The 19246-nt window shown below is 50.8% G+C and carries 16 protein-coding genes; 11 read left to right on the plus strand and 5 right to left on the minus strand.

Annotated elements, in window-relative coordinates; all coding sequences use genetic code 11:
* Positions 1–235: 235 nt before the first annotated feature.
* Positions 236–2398, minus strand: coding sequence for a S46 family peptidase (locus tag IE092_RS12720; RefSeq protein ID WP_189357571.1), 2163 nt, complete (start codon positions 2396–2398; stop codon positions 236–238).
* Between the two features lie 255 nt (positions 2399–2653).
* Here IE092_RS12720 and IE092_RS12725 point away from each other — a divergent pair, with 255 nt between their 5' ends.
* The 6 genes from IE092_RS12725 (at position 2654) to IE092_RS12750 (ending at position 11503) form a co-directional block, all read left to right on the plus strand.
* Entirely contained in the window at positions 2654–3463 is an 810-nt protein-coding gene (locus IE092_RS12725) for a cytochrome C assembly family protein (RefSeq protein ID WP_189357572.1), read from the plus strand.
* A complete protein-coding gene (locus IE092_RS12730; RefSeq protein ID WP_229793162.1) occupies positions 3463–3720 on the plus strand; it encodes a PP0621 family protein in 258 nt (85 codons plus the stop codon). Before IE092_RS12725 ends, IE092_RS12730 begins: the two co-directional genes overlap by 1 nt.
* Positions 3717–5465 carry a sensor histidine kinase gene (locus IE092_RS12735; protein ID WP_189357573.1) on the plus strand — a complete coding sequence of 583 codons (1749 nt, stop codon included), beginning with the start codon at positions 3717–3719 and terminating at the stop codon, positions 5463–5465. Before IE092_RS12730 ends, IE092_RS12735 begins: the two co-directional genes overlap by 4 nt.
* A gap of 3 nt (positions 5466–5468) precedes the next feature.
* The gene (locus IE092_RS12740; protein WP_189357574.1) at positions 5469–6965 is read left to right on the plus strand and encodes a sigma-54-dependent transcriptional regulator; all 1497 of its coding nucleotides are present in this window, start codon (positions 5469–5471) and stop codon (positions 6963–6965) included.
* Between the two features lie 444 nt (positions 6966–7409).
* The gene (locus IE092_RS12745) at positions 7410–10319 is read left to right on the plus strand and encodes a ribonucleoside-diphosphate reductase subunit alpha (protein ID WP_189357575.1); all 2910 of its coding nucleotides are present in this window, start codon (positions 7410–7412) and stop codon (positions 10317–10319) included.
* Between the two features lie 68 nt (positions 10320–10387).
* A complete protein-coding gene (locus IE092_RS12750) occupies positions 10388–11503 on the plus strand; it encodes a ribonucleotide-diphosphate reductase subunit beta (protein WP_189357576.1) in 1116 nt (371 codons plus the stop codon).
* Between the two features lie 404 nt (positions 11504–11907).
* On the opposite strand, the gene IE092_RS12755 is transcribed toward IE092_RS12750, so the two are convergent.
* Entirely contained in the window at positions 11908–12849 is a 942-nt protein-coding gene (locus IE092_RS12755) for a hypothetical protein (RefSeq protein ID WP_189357577.1), read from the minus strand.
* 46 nt (positions 12850–12895) lie between these two features.
* Between IE092_RS12755 and IE092_RS12760 the strand changes: the two genes are divergently transcribed.
* Complete coding sequence (locus IE092_RS12760) at positions 12896–13423, plus strand: YggT family protein (protein ID WP_189357578.1); 528 nt, start codon at positions 12896–12898, stop codon at positions 13421–13423.
* Between the two features lie 16 nt (positions 13424–13439).
* On the opposite strand, the gene IE092_RS12765 is transcribed toward IE092_RS12760, so the two are convergent.
* Positions 13440–14450 (minus strand): LacI family DNA-binding transcriptional regulator, encoded by a 1011-nt coding sequence (locus IE092_RS12765; protein ID WP_189357579.1) that lies wholly within the window; start codon positions 14448–14450, stop codon positions 13440–13442.
* A gap of 91 nt (positions 14451–14541) precedes the next feature.
* On the opposite strand from IE092_RS12765, the gene IE092_RS12770 reads away from it, so the two are divergent.
* Entirely contained in the window at positions 14542–15819 is a 1278-nt protein-coding gene (locus IE092_RS12770; RefSeq protein WP_189357580.1) for an amidohydrolase family protein, read from the plus strand.
* A 38-nt stretch (positions 15820–15857) separates the two neighbouring features.
* On the opposite strand, the gene hemL is transcribed toward IE092_RS12770, so the two are convergent.
* Positions 15858–17138, minus strand: coding sequence for a glutamate-1-semialdehyde 2,1-aminomutase (gene hemL, locus IE092_RS12775; RefSeq protein ID WP_189357581.1), 1281 nt, complete (start codon positions 17136–17138; stop codon positions 15858–15860).
* On the minus strand, positions 17128–17997 hold the full coding sequence (gene thiD, locus IE092_RS12780) for a bifunctional hydroxymethylpyrimidine kinase/phosphomethylpyrimidine kinase (protein ID WP_189357582.1): 870 nt from the start codon (positions 17995–17997) through the stop codon (positions 17128–17130). The genes hemL and thiD overlap by 11 nt, the downstream gene beginning before the upstream one ends.
* Positions 17998–18122: 125 nt before the next feature.
* On the opposite strand from thiD, the gene IE092_RS12785 reads away from it, so the two are divergent.
* From IE092_RS12785 to IE092_RS12795, 3 genes are all read left to right on the plus strand, one after another.
* Positions 18123–18302: a rubredoxin gene (locus tag IE092_RS12785; protein WP_189357709.1), complete on the plus strand. Its 180-nt coding sequence runs from the start codon at positions 18123–18125 to the stop codon at positions 18300–18302.
* Positions 18303–18444: 142 nt separating this feature from the next.
* Positions 18445–18846 (plus strand): response regulator, encoded by a 402-nt coding sequence (locus IE092_RS12790; RefSeq protein ID WP_189357583.1) that lies wholly within the window; start codon positions 18445–18447, stop codon positions 18844–18846.
* 25 nt (positions 18847–18871) lie between these two features.
* A complete protein-coding gene (locus tag IE092_RS12795; RefSeq protein WP_189357584.1) occupies positions 18872–19237 on the plus strand; it encodes a response regulator transcription factor in 366 nt (121 codons plus the stop codon).
* Positions 19238–19246: the final 9 nt, after the last annotated feature.

Here is a 19246-nt window from a genome sequence, read left to right on the forward strand (position 1 = left end):
GCACAATCCAAAGTATTTCCGGTGAGCTTTGCTCCAACGTTGACGTTGCAAAAACTTCCGCATTCAGGTCCGCTTCAGGTTCGCACTAAGCAGTGCACCAGCCTCCGCATGAGTATCCGTAAAACGGTATGCAGACACCGCATGCTGCTGACCAAAACAAAACGCCCCCGGCAAGCACCGGGGGCGTTTTGTTGTTACCCGCAGCGGCAGTGCCGCCGGGGTATCAGGGACACAATTACTGTGCGCCCATTTCTTTCAGCAGACGGTCAGCTTTGTCAACATGTTTCATTTGCCACAGCATGTAGCGCAGATCCACCTGGATAGAACGGGTATTCGCTGCATTGAAATCCCAGTCAGAAATGATGGAATCCAGTGTGCCGTCGAATGCCAGACCAATCAGTTCGCCTTTTGCATTCAGCGCTGCGGAACCGGAGTTACCACCGGTGATATCCAGTGTTGCCAGATACGCCAGCGGAACGGTTTTCAGCTTAGGATCAACGAAGTTACCGAAGTCTTTGGCTTTGATTGCATCCAGCTGTGCTTTCGGTGCATTGAACTCGCCCTGACCGGTTGCTTTGGCAACCACGCCATTCACGGTGGTGAACGGTGCCCATGCCAGACCATCTGCTGTGCCGTGGTCGCGGCCAGCCACTTTACCGAAGGTCACGCGCAGGGTGCTGTTTGCATCCGGATATACCGGCAAGCCTTTGCTGGTCATGAAAGCGATTTTTGCTTTCATGTAGTTCGCGTAAGCCTGCTGCATTTTGCCGGCTTCTTCTTCCGCTTCGGCTTCACGCTTCAGGCTGCCTTCGTACATCGCCACAGCGGCTTTGATGAAGCTGTCGTCGCTGTTTTTGAAGTCTTCCGGTTTGGCTTTCAGCCATGCTGTACGCGCTTCGGTGTTACCCAGTTTGCTGCCTGCATACAGTTTATCAACGGCTGCGCTCAGCTCAGCGTCGGACATACCGGCGCGGATACCCAGTGCTGCATCTACATCGGCGTAGTGCTCAGATGCCGGCTGCGCTGCATATTTTTTCAGGCTGTGCATCACCAGTGCTTTATCGACGTTTTCAGCGTAAGTACCTTCCACCGATTTAACGCCTGCAGCAAAACGCGGCAGATCACGTTCCTGGAAGCCGGCTTTACGCTCTGCATCCGGTTTGGTGCGCTCATTGGCCAGACGGTACAGCGTACGTGCTGTGCCCAGCAGACGCGGGAAAATGCCATCAACGTTGACGTCACGTTTTGCTTTTTCCTGACGTTCAGCGATCAGTTTTTCCACTGTCGCCAGGTCCGCTGCGTACTCTTTAGCACGGGCAGGATTGCTGTTGACCCAGGCTTTCAGCTCTGCGTGTTCTTTGGTTTTGCGAGCCAGGAAATCGCTGTTCGCATAGCTGTCCAGCATACCCTGACGGTTTTTGTAGTAGTTGTTGATGCCGGCAACCATGCCTGCGTATTTCAGGCGTGCTGCATCATCAGTTTTGGTTTGTTCGCCGATAATCGCCAGACGTTCGCCGGAAGATTTCACGAAATTCGGATAATCCCAGCTGAATGTGAAGTCCACTTCGGATGGCAGACGGTGACGGTTAGTACGGCCAGGATAGCCCAGTACCATCACGAAATCGCCTTCTTTCAGACCGTCTTTCGCCAGTTTCAGGTGATGTTTCGGTACGTAAGGGACATTGTCTTTGCTGAAGTCAGCGGCTTTACCATCTTTGCTGACGTAAGCACGGTAGAAACCGAAGTCACCGGTGTGACGTGGCCACATCCAGTTATCGGTATCGCCACCGAATTTACCCACGCCGGCTGGCGGAGCATACACCAGACGCACGTCGCGGATTTCCATTTGTTTGATCAGGTAGTATTCCAGACCGCCGTAGTACGGATACACGTTGCAGCGATGACCTTCTTCTTTTTCGCAGGCAGCCACAATCGCTTTCACGTTTTTCTCGATCGCGTCAACGCGCTTTTTACCTTCCAGCGCAGCAGTCGCTTTGTCGATCACTTGCTGAGTCACATTGCGGACTTCTTTCGTCACGAACACGCGGGAACCCGGCGCAGCAGGGATTTCATCGCCCAGCGTTTTCGCCAGGAAACCGTCAGCCAGATAGTCACGGCCAGGTTTGGAGTTGTAAGCAACGCTGTTGTATACGCAGTGATGGTTGGTCGCGACCAGGCCTTCAGGGGATACAAACGATGCAGAGCAGCCGCCCAGACTGACGATTGCGCCCATCGGGAATTCAGTCAGATTGGTCAGTGCTTTCGGATCCAGTTTCAGGCCGGCAGCTTTGAGTTGCTTCGCAACCTGTGGCAGTTGCTGCGGCATCCACATCCCCTCGTCCGCCTGTACAGCGGACACTGTGCTCAGCACAGCGAGTGTCAGAAAAGTCTTTTTCATTATCGTTCTGGTCAGAAAATTGATGGATAGGACAGGCCGCTGCACTCCGGCTGGCAGCCCGGCTGAGTGTCTTAGTATCTGCGCATGACAGAAAAGTTCCGGAAATATGTGAAAACCAGCAAAGATTCTGTGTTGCTGGAAAAGACGCTGATTGCGCGCGGGCGGGGGCTTGTCAGAAAACGGCGGATAGGGCGGTCAGGGAAAGGCCTTGGCAGAAATCAAAAAAAGCCGGGGCAGATGGTGTAAACTAAACCGATGCTAATTTATCTTTCCTTTCTTGCTGCCGCACTGTATCTGATTGCAGCCGCGCTGCCTTTTCAGCGTGCTTCACTCTCGGGCTGGATCGCCGGTGCCGGCTGGGTACTGCACGGTATTTCTTTATGGAGCCACGTATTCGCGGGCGATATGCTGCGCGTCGGCTTCTCGGTTATGTTATCGGCTGCATTATGGATGACAGTCACCGCATACAGCTGGGAAAACCGCGGTTTTCATTTCGGCGGGATCAAATATTTACTGTTGCCACCTGCGGCACTGGCGGCCATCACCGGTGGCGTTTTTCCGGGCAATCTGGTTGCGCTTGCAGGTAAGCCGGTGATGTTTCCGTGGCATGTGGCGGTTGCGCTGATGGCCTACAGCACGCTGACGATTGCGGCTTTCCATGCCGCCATTATGCTGATGCAGGATAAGCATTTGCACCGCCTGCGTGCGCGCAGCCTGAAACCGTGGATGGCGCATCTGCTGGATCAGTTACCGGCACTGATGACGATGGAAAAAGTCTTGTTCCGCTTGCTTAGCGTCGGTTTTGTATTGCTGAGTCTGACGGTATTGTCCGGCGTTCTGTTTTCTGAGCAGGTGCTCGGTGTGGTATTCCGCTGGAATCATAAAGTCGTGTTGTCCTTGTTTTCCTGGTTATTGTTCGGCGTATTGCTGGCCGGACGTCACTGGCAGGGCTGGCGCGGTAAGAAGGTGCTGACCTTTACCTTGTCCGGCTTTATCTTTCTGTTGCTGGCGTATGTCGGCAGCCATTTTGTACTGGAAGTGATTTTGCACAGGAGCGCAGGATAATGCGTGTTTTATTCTGGCTGGCGCTGATCGTACTGATCTACGCCGCATTGCGTAAAAAAGCAGCGCAAAAAATGCGTGCAGCACAAGCGGAATATGAAGCGCAGGCGGCCCGCACACCACAGGCTGCACCGGCTGCAGCCGCAGAAAACATGGTGCAGTGTGCAACTTGTCAGGTGTATTTTCCTGAGTCTGAAGCTGTTGTGAAAAACGGTAAAACCTATTGCAGCCAGGAACACGCCGGCAGCGATCCGGTATGAACCTGTTTCAGATCAGCCCGCTGGCGGGCTTTGGCAATCCGACGCCATCCTTCTGGCGCTCGCTGCAAACCTTCAATATCTCGCGGATTATTGTCGCCGCCTGTCTTTTGCTGTTGCTGAATCTGCGCAGTACACGTGAAGTCTGGCTGCTGACGCATCTGGCCGCGCGCAATATCTGCATTGTTTATCTGATCATCAGTATCGGCTACGCCTTACTGAAGTTCTTTCATCAGCGTCATTTTATTGCGCAGTTATTGTCGCAGGTGCTGGTGGACTTATGTGTGATCGCGACCTTGTATGTGGGGTCTGGCGGTGGTCGCGGCGGGCTGAGTATTTTGTTTTTGTTCCCGCTGGCCGGACTGGCTATTCTTGCCCCGCTGGTACTGTCTCTTTTCTATTGCGCGCTGGTGACCTTGTTCCTGCTGTCGGATGCTGTTTTGCGGTCATGGGAATGGAATGACGGAACGCTGATTTCGCAGGCGGGCATATTCGGCGCGAGCTATTTTGCCGTCGCCTGGGTTGTCAGTCGCCTTGCCAGCAACCTGATCAGTCAGGAGCAACTGGCCGAGCAGCGCGGTAACGAACTGGCAATGCAGCAGGCGATTAACCGTCTGGTGATTGCCGACATGGACGCCGGAATTCTTGTGCTGGATCATTCCGGTCGCGTGTTTGAAATGAATCCGGCAGCAGAAAAAATGCTGGGCGGTCATCTGACCAAAGACATGGCGGGAATTAAGCTGGCGAATATTGTTGCATTGCGACCGCTGACCGAAGTGCTCAGCGATCTGGTGGAGCGCCAGCGCGAAAAACGCAGTCGTGTGCCGGATGATGATGTCAGCTTTGTGTCTATCCCGTCTTATGCCGAAGAGTTGCGTCGCATACCCGGTGAGCCAAAAGGCGAAAGACCGCACTTCATTCATCATCTGAAACTGCGCGTGATTCGCGTTGATGCCGCGGATATTCTGCACTTGTCCGCACCGTCAGCGCATTACACGATTTTATTTCTGCAGGATGTATCGGATATTGAAAATCAGGCGCAGCAATTAAAACTCGCCTCAATGGGACGACTGACTGCCAGTATTGCGCACGAGGTCAGAAATCCTCTGTCTTCGATTTCTTACGCCGCCTCTCTGCTCAGCGAAGATTTTGATCAGCCGGACTCCGCTCATCCGCAGGCAAGACGCTTATTGCGGATTATTGATGATAATGTCGGCCGGCTGAATCAGCTGATTGAAGATATCCTGCGGTTGTCGCGTAAAGCCAAAACCGATATTCAGCCCTATCCTGTATTTCAGGTAGTGCATGAATGTGTGCAGGATTTTTGCGAGACCCGTCAGATCGAAGCAGCGCGCATCTTGGTGGATGACTCTGTCAGCTTTCATGTCAGCTTTGATCCCGGTCACTTATTCGAAGTACTGACGAATTTGCTGTCAAATGCTGTGCGCTATGCGAGCGGTAAGCCCGGCAGTATTCGTCTGTATGCAGTGGTGAACCCGTCCGGCAAGCAGGAACTGCATATTCAGGACGACGGCGCGCCAATCAGTTACGAAGTGCGAGCCCATTTGTTTGAACCGTTTTATACAACCTCGCGTCAGGGAACAGGCCTCGGCTTGTATATGGCCCGTGAGTTATGTCTGAATAACCGGTCGCTGCTTGATTACGAATATCGCGTTGAAAGCGGTAACGGAGATCAGACAGAAGCGACCGGAAGATTTGTGATTAATTTTTCTGAAACAGGAATCTGAAACATGGCGACTGCGTGCCCCCGTATTCTGGTGGTTGACGATGAAGCACATCTGCGCGAATTGCTGGAAATTACGCTGATCAAGATGGGGCTGGACGTTGACAGTGCAGAATCGCTCGGCATCGCCCGGCAATATTTGCAAAAGCAAAGCTATTCGCTGGTTCTGACCGATATGCGCTTGCCGGATGGTTCAGGCCTGGAGCTGGTTGAAGACATTGCGCAGCACTATAAGAACACGCCGGTTGCGGTGATTACGGCTTTCGGCAGTGCTGATAATGCCGTGGTGGCACTGAAGGCGGGGGCTTTTGATTACGTATCCAAGCCGGTTGCACTCGATCATTTGCGTAAGCTGGTACGTTCTGCTTTAGAAATGCAATCATTGCCGTTACAGTCCGCAACAGCTGCGGCAGAAGCGGTAACCGCCAGTCATGTGACTGCCATGATAGGCAGCTCTTCCGGTATTCAGCAGGTAAGAGCGCAAATTCGTAAGCTTGCGCGCAGCATGGCACCAGTGATCATTACAGGTGAATCGGGTAGCGGTAAAGAACTTGCAGCGCGCGAGATCCATCATTGCAGTGCACGAGCACAGCAACCGTTCGTTGCCGTCAACTGCGGTGCAATTCCCGAAACTCTGATGGAAGCAGAATTTTTCGGATACCGCAAAGGCGCATTCACCGGTGCGACAGAAGATCGTGACGGTTTTTTTCAGGCAGCAAACGGCGGCACACTGATGCTGGATGAAGTTGCGGACTTGCCGCTGGCAATGCAGGTCAAACTGCTGCGTGCAATTCAGGAGCGCCGCGTCAGGAAAATCGGGGCTACGACTGAGGAATCTGTAGATGTCCGGATTATCAGTGCGACCCATCAGAATCTGGCGCGCTGCGTGGAAGAAGGGCGTTTTCGTCAGGATTTGTTTTATCGCTTAAATGTGATCGAGCTGCATTTGCCACCATTGCGCGAGCGCCGCGAAGATATTCCGGAACTGTCTGCCGGCTTACTCGGAAAACTGACAGATCATGCCGTGCAGTTATCTGCGTCAGCGATGCAGGCTTTGCAGAATTATGATTTTCCGGGCAACGTGCGTGAACTGGAAAATATCCTGGAGCGCGCTGTGGCATTTGCTGATCAGGGCGTCATTCAGGTCGATGATCTGATGTTACGTGGTGGTCGTGTGCCTTCGGAGCAGACGCAGGTCGCAGCGGTCACCGATGTGGTAGCGCCGGTTGTGCCGGTTATCCAGGCAACGGTTCCGACACCTGTGAATGCTGCACTGCTGAATGCAATTCCTGCTTTTCATGCACCGGAGCCCGAGGCTGCCGCATTCAGTTTTCCGCCTTTACCTTGTGACTTGCCGCAATTTCTCGAAGATGTTGAACGGGAAATGATCCGTCGAGCACTGGCACGAACACGCAATAACCGCACGCAGGCTGCTGAGCTGCTGGGCGTCAGTTTCAGGCAACTGCGGTATCAGATTCAGAAGCTGAAAATCAACGATGTTTGAGGTCTGTTCCTTGCTGCCGGCTAGCTTTTGCTATCGGTCGCACACAGTTTTGCGACAGCGTTAAACAACCCTTTTCACATGCCGGGTGTATTGTTGGTACTTACTATCGCGTAAGCGCTCCTTTTTTGACGGCTTGCTAAAGTCAATTCCTCCGGTAAAAAAAATATACCTGATTTCCGGTGCCTGAAGCGGTTGCACACATCGCTTCGTAACACTAGAATTAGCGTCATTCAAATTTTCTGCACTACATATAGTGTTTCGTAGTTGCAAGTTGTCTATTCTCGCAAATCAGTCTTTCAGGCGTTTTCTGTTTTAAATATCAGGAATTTTCGCGGCTTTCGGGCCGCGTTTTGCAGTCTGTAGTACCTAAGCGTTGATCAATTAACCCTTCAGTCCGGTTTTCCGGCTGAAATCCATTCGAATCTGATGAATTCAGGAGGCTCAATGCACTCTTCTATTGAAACGACCACATACCCATCATCCGACCTGAACGCAGTGCCGGGATCGCTGGGAACACCATCGGTGACCAGTACCGATTACAGCCAGTTTCTGGTAATTCGCCGTAATGGTGCAGTGGTTGGTTTTGAACCGGGAAAAATTTCTGTCGCGATGACCAAGGCATTTCTCGCTGTAAACGGCGGGCAGGGCGCTGCATCGGCACGTGTGCGTGAGCTGGTGGAAAATCTGACCGCAACGGTCGTTACCGCACTGATCCGCCGTCAGCCTGCCGGTGGCACATTCCATATTGAAGATATTCAGGATCAGGTTGAACTGGCACTGATGCGCTCCGGTGAGCATGATGTTGCGCGTGCCTACGTTTTGTATCGTGCTAAACACCAGGAAGAACGTCAGCGTGCGCTGGAAGCTCAGCGTGCAGCACAGGCAGAGCTGCCGACCATTCATTTAGTGGTTGATGGTGAGCGTGTTCAGCTGGATATTGAAAAAGTACGTGCACTGATTCAGGCGGCTTGTGTCGGTCTGGAAAAATTCGCAGATGCTGAAGCTATCCTGACTGAAACCCTGAAAAATCTGTACGACGGTGTGCCGGTCGAAGAACTGCATAAGTCTGCCATTCTGGCGGCACGTGCACTGATGGAGAAAGATCCTGCCTACAGTCAGGTAACTTCCCGTCTGTTACTGCATACAGTTCGTAAAGAAGTATTCGGTAAAGAAGTTGCTCAGGCTGATGCAACTGCAGAGTACATCACTTACTTCCCGCAATTCATCAGCAAAGGGATTGATGCGGAATTGCTGGACCCGCGTCTGGCTGAGTTTGATCTGGATCGTCTGGCACGCGCACTGGTGTCTGAACGTGATCTGCAATTCAGCTACATTGGCCTGCAAACGTTGTATGACCGCTACTTCCTGCACATCCGCGGTACCCGTATCGAAATGCCTCAGGCATTTTATATGCGCGTGGCGATGGGTCTGGCGCTGGAAGAAAAACAGCGTAATGAGCGTGCGATCGAGTTCTATAATCTGCTGTCCAGCTTCGATTTCATGAGTTCAACGCCGACGCTGTTTAACTCTGGCACACGTCGTTCTCAGCTGTCTTCCTGCTACCTGACTACCGTGTCAGATGATCTGGCCGGTATTTACGATGCACTGAAAGAAAACGCGCTGCTGGCAAAATTTGCCGGTGGTCTGGGTAACGACTGGACGCCGGTTCGTGCGCTGGGCGCGCATATTAAAGGGACAAATGGTAAGTCTCAGGGTGTTGTGCCTTTCCTGAAAGTTGTGAACGACACAGCCGTGGCTGTGAATCAGGGTGGTAAGCGTAAAGGTGCTGTCTGCGCGTATCTCGAGACATGGCACATGGACATTGAAGAGTTCCTGGAACTGCGTAAAAACACCGGTGATGATCGTCGCCGTACCCATGACATGAATACAGCGAACTGGATTCCTGATCTGTTCATGAAGCGCGTGATGGAAAAAGGTGACTGGACACTGTTCTCGCCGTCTGATGTGCCGGATCTGCACGATAAGTTTGGTAAGGATTTTGAACAGGCTTATCTGGCTTATGAGGCGAAAGCGGCCAGTGGTGAAATCGAACTGTCGAAAAAAGTGCCGGCAATGGATCTGTGGCGGAAAATGCTTTCCATGCTGTTTGAAACTGGTCATCCGTGGATTACCTTCAAAGATCCGTGCAATGTCCGTTCTCCGCAGCGCCATGTTGGCGTGGTGCACTCGTCAAACCTGTGCACTGAGATCACACTGAATACCAATGAAAGCGAAATCGCCGTATGTAATCTGGGTTCTGTGAATCTGACTGCGCATATGAAAAACGGCAAGCTGGATCACGACAAATTACAGAAAACGATCCGCACCGCAATGCGTATGCTGGATAACGTGATCGATATTAACTACTATGCTGTAGAAAAAGCGCGCCATTCTAATCTCCGTCATCGTCCGGTTGGTATGGGTATCATGGGATTCCAGGATTGTCTCCACATGATGCGCGTGCCATATGCATCCGAAGAAGCAGTGAAATTTGCTGATACGTCGATGGAAGCAGTTTGCTATTACGCTTACTTGGCATCGACAGAGCTGGCCGAAGAGCGTGGTACTTACAGTACGTATAAAGGTTCTCTGTGGGATCAGGGCATTTTACCGCAGGACTCACTGAAGTTGCTGGCAGAAGAACGCGGCGGCTATCTGGAAACGGATTTTTCTGAATCCATGGACTGGAGTGTAGTCCGTGATCGTATCCGTCAGCATGGCATGCGCAACTCGAACTGCGTTGCGATTGCTCCTACAGCGACAATCTCGAACATTATCGGTGTGTCCGCCTGTATCGAACCAACGTATCAGAACCTGTATGTGAAGTCGAATCTGTCTGGCGAATTCACTGAGATTAACGAATACCTGGTGCGCGATCTGAAAGACCGTGGTTTATGGGATGAAGTCATGGTTGCTGATCTCAAATACTTTGACGGCAGCCTTGCACGTATCGACCGCGTTCCGCAGGATTTACGTGATCTGTATGCGACGGCATTTGAAGTGGATCCGAGCTGGCTGGTAGAAGCGGCGGCACGTCGTCAGAAATGGATTGATCAGGCACAGTCGCTGAATATCTATATGGCAGGTGTTTCCGGTAAAAAACTGGATGAGACATACAAGCTGGCCTGGTTGCGCGGTCTGAAAACGACTTATTACCTGCGCACGATTGCAGCAACTCACCTCGAAAAATCGACAACCAAAGCAGGTGCCCTGAATGCTGTGTCAGTAGATGCAGTGAATTCCGCAATCAGCGCTGCACCTGCGGTTTCGGCTGCTCCTGAGATTCAGGAAGGTGCCGCATGTTATCTGCGTCCGGGTGACCCGGGCTTCGAGGAATGTGAAGCCTGCCAGTAATGTCTGTTGAATAGCGGCTGCGTGCAAAATGCAGGTGGCCGCATCTTAAGAATGTAAGGAATTGTGAAATGTTGAATTGGGATGACGAAGCACCGGTTGCCGCTGAGAAAGCGCCCGTGCTGCAAACGGTGGATTCTGCAATTGCCGGATCAAATGTGGATACCAGTCAGCGTGTGAACGCCGCTGACAAGCGAATTATTAATGCGAAGACAGATGTGAATCAGTTAGTACCATTTAAATACAAATGGGCCTGGGATAAATATCTGGCAGGTTGCGCTAATCACTGGATGCCACAGGAAATCAATATGCAGCGCGATATTGAGTTGTGGAAGAGCCCGAACGGGCTGACAGAAGATGAGCGCCGCGTCATTAAACGTAATCTGGGCTTTTTTGTGACAGCAGATTCGCTGGCAGCGAATAATATTGTGCTGGGTACTTACCGTCATATTACCGCACCGGAGTGCCGCCAGTATCTGTTACGTCAGGCTTTTGAAGAGGCGATTCATACGCACGCATATCAGTATATTGTTGAATCACTCGGGCTGGACGAAGGAGAAATCTTCAATGCCTATAATGAGATTCCGTCGATTCGCGACAAAGATCAGTTCCTGATTCCGTTCATTGATGTGCTGACAGATCCGACTTTCCGCACTGGTACGCTGGAGGCAGATCAGACATTATTGCGTTCGCTGATTGTATTTGCGTGTCTGATGGAAGGTTTGTTCTTCTATGTCGGCTTCACTCAGATTCTTGCTCTGGGACGTCAGAACAAAATGACTGGTGCGGCTGAGCAATACCAGTATATTCTGCGCGATGAATCAATGCACTGCAATTTTGGCATCGATCTGATTAATACGATTAAGATGGAAAACCCGCAATTATGGACGCCAGCGTTCCGCGAAGAAATTAAATCGTTGTTTTCGCGCGCGGTAGAGTTGGAATATCGTTACGCAGAGGATACAATGCCGCGTGGAGTGCTAGGTTTGAATGCGCCGATGTTTAAAGGATATTTGCGCTTCATCGCTAACCGTCGTGCACAGCAGATTGGCCTGGACGCTTTATTCCCTCAGGAAGAAAATCCTTTCCCTTGGATGAGCGAAATGATCGATCTGAAAAAAGAGCGCAACTTTTTTGAAACGCGTGTAATTGAGTATCAGACAGGCGGAGCTCTCAGCTGGGATTGATTTTCAGCAGACCGTCATCTGATTCATACATGTGAGCAGTAACCAGAGTGGGCTCACCAGACCGAATGAACAGTTACAACCGCAATTGCTTTGTACTGTCGCTGCCGCTGTACCTGATATTCTCAGGTAACGCGGCTTTTGGTCGTGGTTTGCGGACGTTGTGAATTCACGCCAGCTCCACAGCGGGCGTTTTTTTTGACTGGTGGTAGCCCGTGCCATCGTCAGATGGCTGAAGTGCTGCATCTTGAGGGAGTGCAGCAGTTCAGCCGGTGCCCTATTCATTAGTGCAAATTTTCTGAAGTTTGTGCCTATGAATAATCCGCTTGGATGAAACGGGAGCGGATTTAATTTTTTATCGGAATTTTTCCATCTCTTTGAAGGAGAAACAAAATGGCAACAGCACCTCAACCAGGCAAGGATGGCGATAACAAACCAGAACCATCCGGCAAAAAAGCACCAGCTAAAAAAACGACTGCAAAAAAAGCGACTGTCAAAACTGCTGAGAAAAAAACTGCAGTGAAGAAAGTTGCTGAAAAACCTGCTGCAAAGAAAGCGGCAAAACCAGTGGCTAAACCTGCTGCAAAAGCAGCAGCAAAAGCGCCGGCAAAAAAAGCTGCTGAGAAGGCAGTGACAAAAGCAAAAACGACTGCAGTGAAAGCGACCGCGAAAAAAGCGGAAACAAAAGTCGCCGCCAAGAAAGTTGCGACTAAACCGGCAGCAAAAGCAACGAAATCAGTTGCAACTAAACCAGTAGCAAAGAAAGCGGAAGTGAAAGCGACTGCGAAAAAAGCAGCTGCTAAGCCTGCAGCAAAAGCCGTTAAAGCAACTGTAAAAAAAGCAGAGGCGAAGCCAGCTGCGAAAAAAGCAGTTGCAAAACCGGCGGCTAAAGCAGTAAAAGCAACGGTAAAAAAAGCAGAAGTAAAAGCAGCAACGAAAAAAGTTGCAGCGAAACCTGCTGCTAAAGCTGTTGTTGCAAAAAAAGCGGCTGTGAAGCCAGTGGCCAAGGCTACTAAAGCTGCTGCCAAGCCTGCGGCAAAAGCGACCAAAGCAGTGGCTAAACCAGCTGCAAAAGCTGTAAAGTCTGCTGCAAAATCAGCTGTAAAAGCTACTAAGGTCGCAGCGAAACCAGCTGCAAAAGCAACTAAAGCAGTAGCGAAGCCAGCTAAAGCAACAGCAAAAGTTGTTAAGGCAGCGGCTAAGCCTGCTGTGAAAAAAGCGCCAGCAAAGAAAGCGGCTAAACCAGCAGCAAATGCTGTGGCGGCCTGGCCTTTCCCAACCAGCGCTAACCGTCCAGCCTGATTAGTATTGCGCTTGGATGCCTGATCTGAATCAGGCAAAATACCCACTGTGTACCTTTGTGCACCGTGGGTATTTTTTTAAGGAAGATGAATTGTGATACACAATATTTTGTCATTGATCGTCAGCAGTATCGCAGGCGTATTTGCCGGCTTCCTGTTTTTACGCTTTTGGATGCAAGTACAAAGAATCAGACCGCCAGCACAGCTCGCGCAGGCAATTTTTCAGTTGACGGACTGGATTGTGCATCCGATACGCCGCATCGTTCCCGGTTACAGGGGATATGACTGGGCGAGTGTGATTGCTGTTTTACTGGTCGCGTTAATGGCCGTGTCGGTTACACGTTGGAGTTTATTGATGATCGCACCAGCGCAATTGCTGGTGTACGCAATAATTCAGACGGCACAGTGGGTGCTGTACAGTCTGTTCATGCTGCTGATTCTTGAAGTTATTTTCAGCTGGGTCAATCCACATGCGCCGCTGACCCCATTTGTGCGCGCACTGAATGAGCCATTACTTTCACCAATTCGCCGTGTTGTGCCCGCAATTGGCGGGATTGATTTCTCACCGATGCTGCTGCTGCTTTTGCTGAACGCTCTCAATATGCTGCTGTCAGGATTATAAAAAGCAGCCTGAGCGTTTAATTGCTTTCGGCTGGGTGTGATGTTGATTGTCTGATGACCAGCTCAGGCGTCAGCATCTTACGCCTTACTTCGGAATCAGGATTGCCAATTCTCTCCACCAGAGTCTTCGCGGTCAGTTGTCCAATCTGATATTTGGGCTGCGCAATTGTTGTCAGCGGCGGCGTGCTGAAACTTGCCAGTGCGATATCGTCGTAACCAATGACAGAAAGATCCTGAGGAATTTTGACGCCAGCCTGATTTGCTGCGCAAATTCCGCCAATCGCCATCAGATCATTGCTTGCAAAAATGGCGGTTGGTTTTGGGTTCAATGCTAAAAGTTTTTGAAAAGCATTAAATCCACCTTCGCTGGTAAAGTCGCTGTGCACAATGAGGTCGTCGCAAACGGTGATGCCCGCTTCTTTCAGCGCCCGCTGGTAACCGGCAACACGTCCGCCGCTGGGTAATAATGTATCCGGACCAGCAACGCAGGCGATACGCTTGTGCCCAAGGCTGATCAGGTAACGCGTTGCTTCATATGCGCCTTGCACATGGTCAGCCTCAATCAGATCCGCTGCAACACCCGTTACTTCCCGGTCAACGAGTACTTTCGGGATGACTTCATTGGCGAGCAGCATGCTCAAATCCTCATCTGAGCCGGAAGAAACCAGAATCAGACCGTCAATACGCTTTTCCATTAAAACCCGGATGTACGCAGCCTGTTTTTTAGGATCATCGTAGGAATTGCATAAAATAATGTTGTATCCGAGCTCGAACGAAGCGTCTTCAATGCCCTGAATTAATTCTGCGAAATACGGGTTAGAGTTATTCGGAATCATCATTCCAATCGTATGTGTACGATCATTCTTCAGGCTGCGGGCAACGGCACTGGGGATATAGCGTAATTCCTGAATGACCGACAATACTCTTTCACGCGCGTCTTCACTAACCACGCGAGTGTTGTTAATCACGTGTGAGACGGTTGTAGTTGAGACGCCGGCTTTTTCAGCCACCTGTTTCATCGTTGCCATGTATGATTCCTGCCTTTCCGGGCGAGATTATGATGCAGTTACGGGACTGCGGTTAGAATTTTTATCTCTCTTTTTATTACAAGGATGCGCTATGCACGATCTCTTGATCAAGAATGCAAGTTTACCTGATGGTCAGCGTGGAATCGATATTCTGATCAGGAATGGAAATATTTCGGCGATCGGTCCGGCGATTTATGCAGATGGTATACCGCAAATTGATGCGGCGGGAGATCTGGTTTGTTCCCCGTTCGTTGATGCGCATTTTCACATGGATGCAGTATTGAGTTATGGCTTGCCAAGAGTAAATGAATCCGGAACCTTGCTGGAGGGCATTGCTTTATGGGGAGAGTTAAAGCCACTGTTAACCAAAGAGGCACTGATTTCACGTGCTCTGAAATACTGTGAATGGGCGATTTCGCAAGGTTTGCTGGCGATCCGCAGTCACGTTGATATTTGCGATCCGCGTTTACTTGCGGTGGAAGCTCTACTTGAAGTCCGTGACCGGATGAAGGAATTTATCGACATACAGCTGGTCGCATTCCCTCAGGACGGTTTGCTGCGTAGTAGCGGAGCCCATGCGCAGCTGATCCGCGCACTTGATATGGGCGTGGATGTGATCGGAGGAATTCCGCATTTTGAGCGAACAATGTCTGCAGGGGCGCAATCAGTTCAGGTTTTATGTCGACTGGCAGCAGAGCGTGGATTGATGGTGGACATGCATTGCGATGAGTCTGATGATCCCATGTCGCGCCACATCGAATCTTTGTGCGAGCAAACTATTCATTACGGATTGCAGGGCAAAGTAGCGGGATCGCATCTGACTTCTATGCATTCAATGGATAATTACTATGTAAGTAAGCTGCTGCCCTTAATGAAGGAATCTGGTGTTGCAGCGATTGCGAATCCACTGATTAATATTACTTTGCAGGGGCGTCATGACTCGTATCCGAAACGGCGTGGTATGACGCGTGTTCCTGAACTGCTTGAATATCAGATTCCGGTTGCCTTCGGCCACGACTGTGTTATGGATCCGTGGTACAGCCTGGGAAGCGGGGACATGCTGGAGGTGGCCAGTATGGGGTTACATGTTGCCCAACTCACTTCTCAAAAAGGCATGCGTGCATGTTTTGAAGCGGTTACGACGGCCCCTGCTGAAATTATGGGACTTAGCCAGTTCGGCTTGCGTCCGGGGTGCGAAGGAAGTTTAGTTATGCTGGATGCAGGTGATCCTGTTGAGGCTTTGCGACTCAAACCGGTCAGGCGCTATGTTATCCGGCGTGGCCGGGTAATTGCGAAAACGGAAGTGCCAAGAACAAGGCTGATGTTAGGTGAGGATGCCAGCAATATAAGCCGGCGTTTCAATGACTAAGCAGGTACAGGACGTGCATTGCACGTCCTGATGTTTAATCAGAGTTTTGAGAATGCAGCCGCTGCTGCCTGGAGCGTAGCGTCGATGACAGAATCAGTGTGCTGAATCGATACAAATCCAGCTTCAAATGCTGACGGAGCAAGGTAAACACCTTCGTTCAGCATCAGGTGGAAAAAGCGGTTGAATTTATTTTTGTCACTGGCCATCATTGCCGCATAACTGGCTGGAATTTCTTCGCTGAAATAAATTCCGAACATGCCGCCAACAGAGTCTGCACTGACAGCGTGTCCCGCAGCACGGCCTGCAACAGCAAGTCCGGATGCAAGTCGGGATGTTTGTTCGCTCAGCGTCTCATAGAAGCCGGCTTGCTGAATCAGTCGTAAAGTTGTCAGTCCAGCTGCTACAGCAACCGGGTTGCCGGATAATGTGCCAGCCTGATAGACGCCACCAACAGGTGCCATGTGCGCCATGATATCCGCACGTCCTCCGAATGCCGCGACAGGTAGACCACCTCCGATAATTTTACCCATACAAACAAGATCAGCCTGAATGTTGTACAGCGCCTGGGCGCCATGCAAACCAACCCTGAATCCGCACATGACCTCATCAAAAATCAGGATGCTGCCATGGCGCGTACATAAATCACGCATGGTTTGCAGGAATTCCTGTGTCGCACGGATCAGGTTCATATTGCCAGCGACCGGCTCCACAATAACACACGCAATCTGATCACCGATTGATGCAAATACTTCTTCGAGTTGTGCACTATTGTTATAGTCGAGGACAACGGTATGCTTACTAAAGTCCTCCGGAACACCGGCGGAGGTAGGGTTGCCAAAAGTTAATAAGCCGCTGCCAGCCTTCACCAGAAGCGAGTCGGCATGTCCGTGATAGCAGCCTTCAAATTTAATGATTTTGTCGCGCTTTGTTGCGCCTCTTGCGAGACGCAGAGCGCTCATGGTTGCTTCTGTTCCTGAAGAAACCAGTCTTACCTGCTCAACCCCGGGGACCAGTCTGCACAACTCTTCCGCCATGATTACTTCAGCTTCTGTGGGAGCGCCAAAGCTGAGTCCAGATGCTGCTGCCTGCTGAACCGCGTGAATGACTTCCGGGTGCGCGTGCCCGACAATTGCCGGCCCCCAGGAGCCGATGTAGTCAATATAACGGGTATCATCCGCATCCCAAAAATACGGGCCTTCAGCGCGGGTAATAAAGCGCGGCGTTCCGCCAACTGAACGGAATGCGCGGACAGGAGAATTAACACCGCCTGGTGTTGAACGTTGCGCACGTTCAAACAGAATGTCGTTTTTACTGGTCATAACTGGGAGTTGATTCAGATTGAAATGGTTGGTCTTTGGCTGGTTCGGCGGATTCTTTTGCCCAGAAAAAACGATCCGGGACGCGTTTCCCCATACCAAGTTGCTGTGAGTGCCTGAGTGTGGCATGGGTGTATTCTTGCGCTTCAAGAACAGCGTCCGCCATCTCCATGCCATTAGCGAGCAGTGCTGCAATCGCCGCAGAGAGTGTGCTGCCGGCGCCGCAATGTGTACCCGGAATGCGGGGCCATACGTACTTCTTCATCAGTCCGGACGGGCCGAATAGCTGATTTTCAATTTCGCCTGCTTCAGATGTGGTGCCTGTTACCAGTACATGCTCACATCCGCTGTCGATGACTGACATGACGCTGGCAGAGAGGTCCTCAGAAATCTGAGCTTCATCTCCTGATGCTGACATGCGTGCGAGCTCCACTGCTGAGATGACCAGCAGACTCGCCTGAGGCAGGAGTAGTTCCTGAATTGCCGTCAGGAGATCTTCAGCATCCGGAGTTTGCTCATCCAGTTCCGTATGCACTGGATCCAGCACAAGTGGCTGGTCAGGATAGTCGGCAGCGATCTCAGCAATCACAGTAACATTTTCCACGCTGCCGACCAGCCCTACTTTGATGGCTGCAACCTGCATGTCTTCGAGAACCGTTCTGGCCTGATCGTCGACTAGATCAGCATCAATCGGATAAAGACTGTCGGTCTGTGCAGTGTCTCCCGTCAGAATTGCAGTTACAACTGGCAAGCCATGGCAGCCCATTGCAGCAAAAGAGGCTTGATCTGCGAATAGGCCTTGTGCACCGACCGGGTCCGTGGCACCAAAACTGACGATAAGTGGGGAAATTTGGTTTTGCACGTTTCGTAGATTAATATAGTCGGCTCAATGAGACAGCAAGCACATAATAATTGCGCGTCACTGTTTCAAGTTTGTAGCAACGCAATATTCTACTTGATTGAAGGGTTTAAGTCGTGAGTGAAAATATGAATGGTGCAGAGTGGAAAACCTGGATGTGTCTGATTTGTGGCTGGGTCTACGATGAGGAGCAGGGAATGCCAGAGGACGGTATTGCACCCGGGACGCGATGGGAGGATGTGCCGCTTAACTGGACGTGTCCGGAGTGCGGTGCACGTAAGGATGATTTTGAAATGGTTGTGATTTAACCGCAAATTGTCCGCAATTCGTCTGATTTTCCTTGTGTTGAATGTTTATTCGGGGAAAATAAGAGGATTATGTAACGGGATCTCTGTTACAGTTTTCCGCAGGAAAATGTCTTGTCTGGATTTGTCGGGAAGAGATTAGTTTATGTCAACAGTGACTGGTAATGAAAATGTCAGAATCATGGTAATCGACGATAGCAGCACAATTCGTCGGTCAGCCGAGATTTTTCTGGGGCAGGCTGGCTATCAGATTGTTCTGGCCGAGGACGGCTTCGATGCACTGGCGAAAATTAATGACTCGCATCCGGATCTGATTTTCTGCGATATTCTGATGCCCCGGCTGGATGGGTATCAGACTTGTGCTCTGATTAAAAAAAGCGCCCGGTTCCGCGAGACACCGGTCATCATGCTTTCATCGAAAGATGGTTTGTTTGACCGTGCGCGTGGCGCAATGGTCGGTTCAGATGAATATCTGACCAAACCATTTACGAAAGACAGTTTGTTGAAAACTGTACGTCACTACACGACAGCCGGGCAGGACAAATAATCAGCTTTTATGAGGTATTGTTAAGATGGCTATTCAAAAAATTCTGGTGGTTGATGATTCTCCTACCGAACGTTATTTTCTGACAGATGTGCTTGTTAAAAACGGCTTTTCAGTTTCCACTGCTGAAAACGGAGAAGAGGCACTGTTGAAAATTAAAGCTGATAAGCCTCAGCTGATTCTGATGGACGTGGTTATGCCAGGTCAGAATGGCTTTCAGATTACACGCGCAATCGCTAAAGACCCTGATACGCAGGATATTCCAGTCATTATTTGCACTAGTAAGAATCAGGAGACGGACCGGATTTGGGGATTGCGTCAGGGAGCCAGAGACTATTTGGTTAAGCCTATCGACCCGCAGGAATTACTGGCGAAAATTGCCGCGCTCGGCTGATGCGCGATT

The sequence above is a fragment of the Cognatundibacterium squillarum genome, from assembly GCF_014652435.1.
GTDB classification, from domain to species: Bacteria; Pseudomonadota; Gammaproteobacteria; order Burkholderiales; family Burkholderiaceae_D; genus Undibacterium; species Undibacterium squillarum.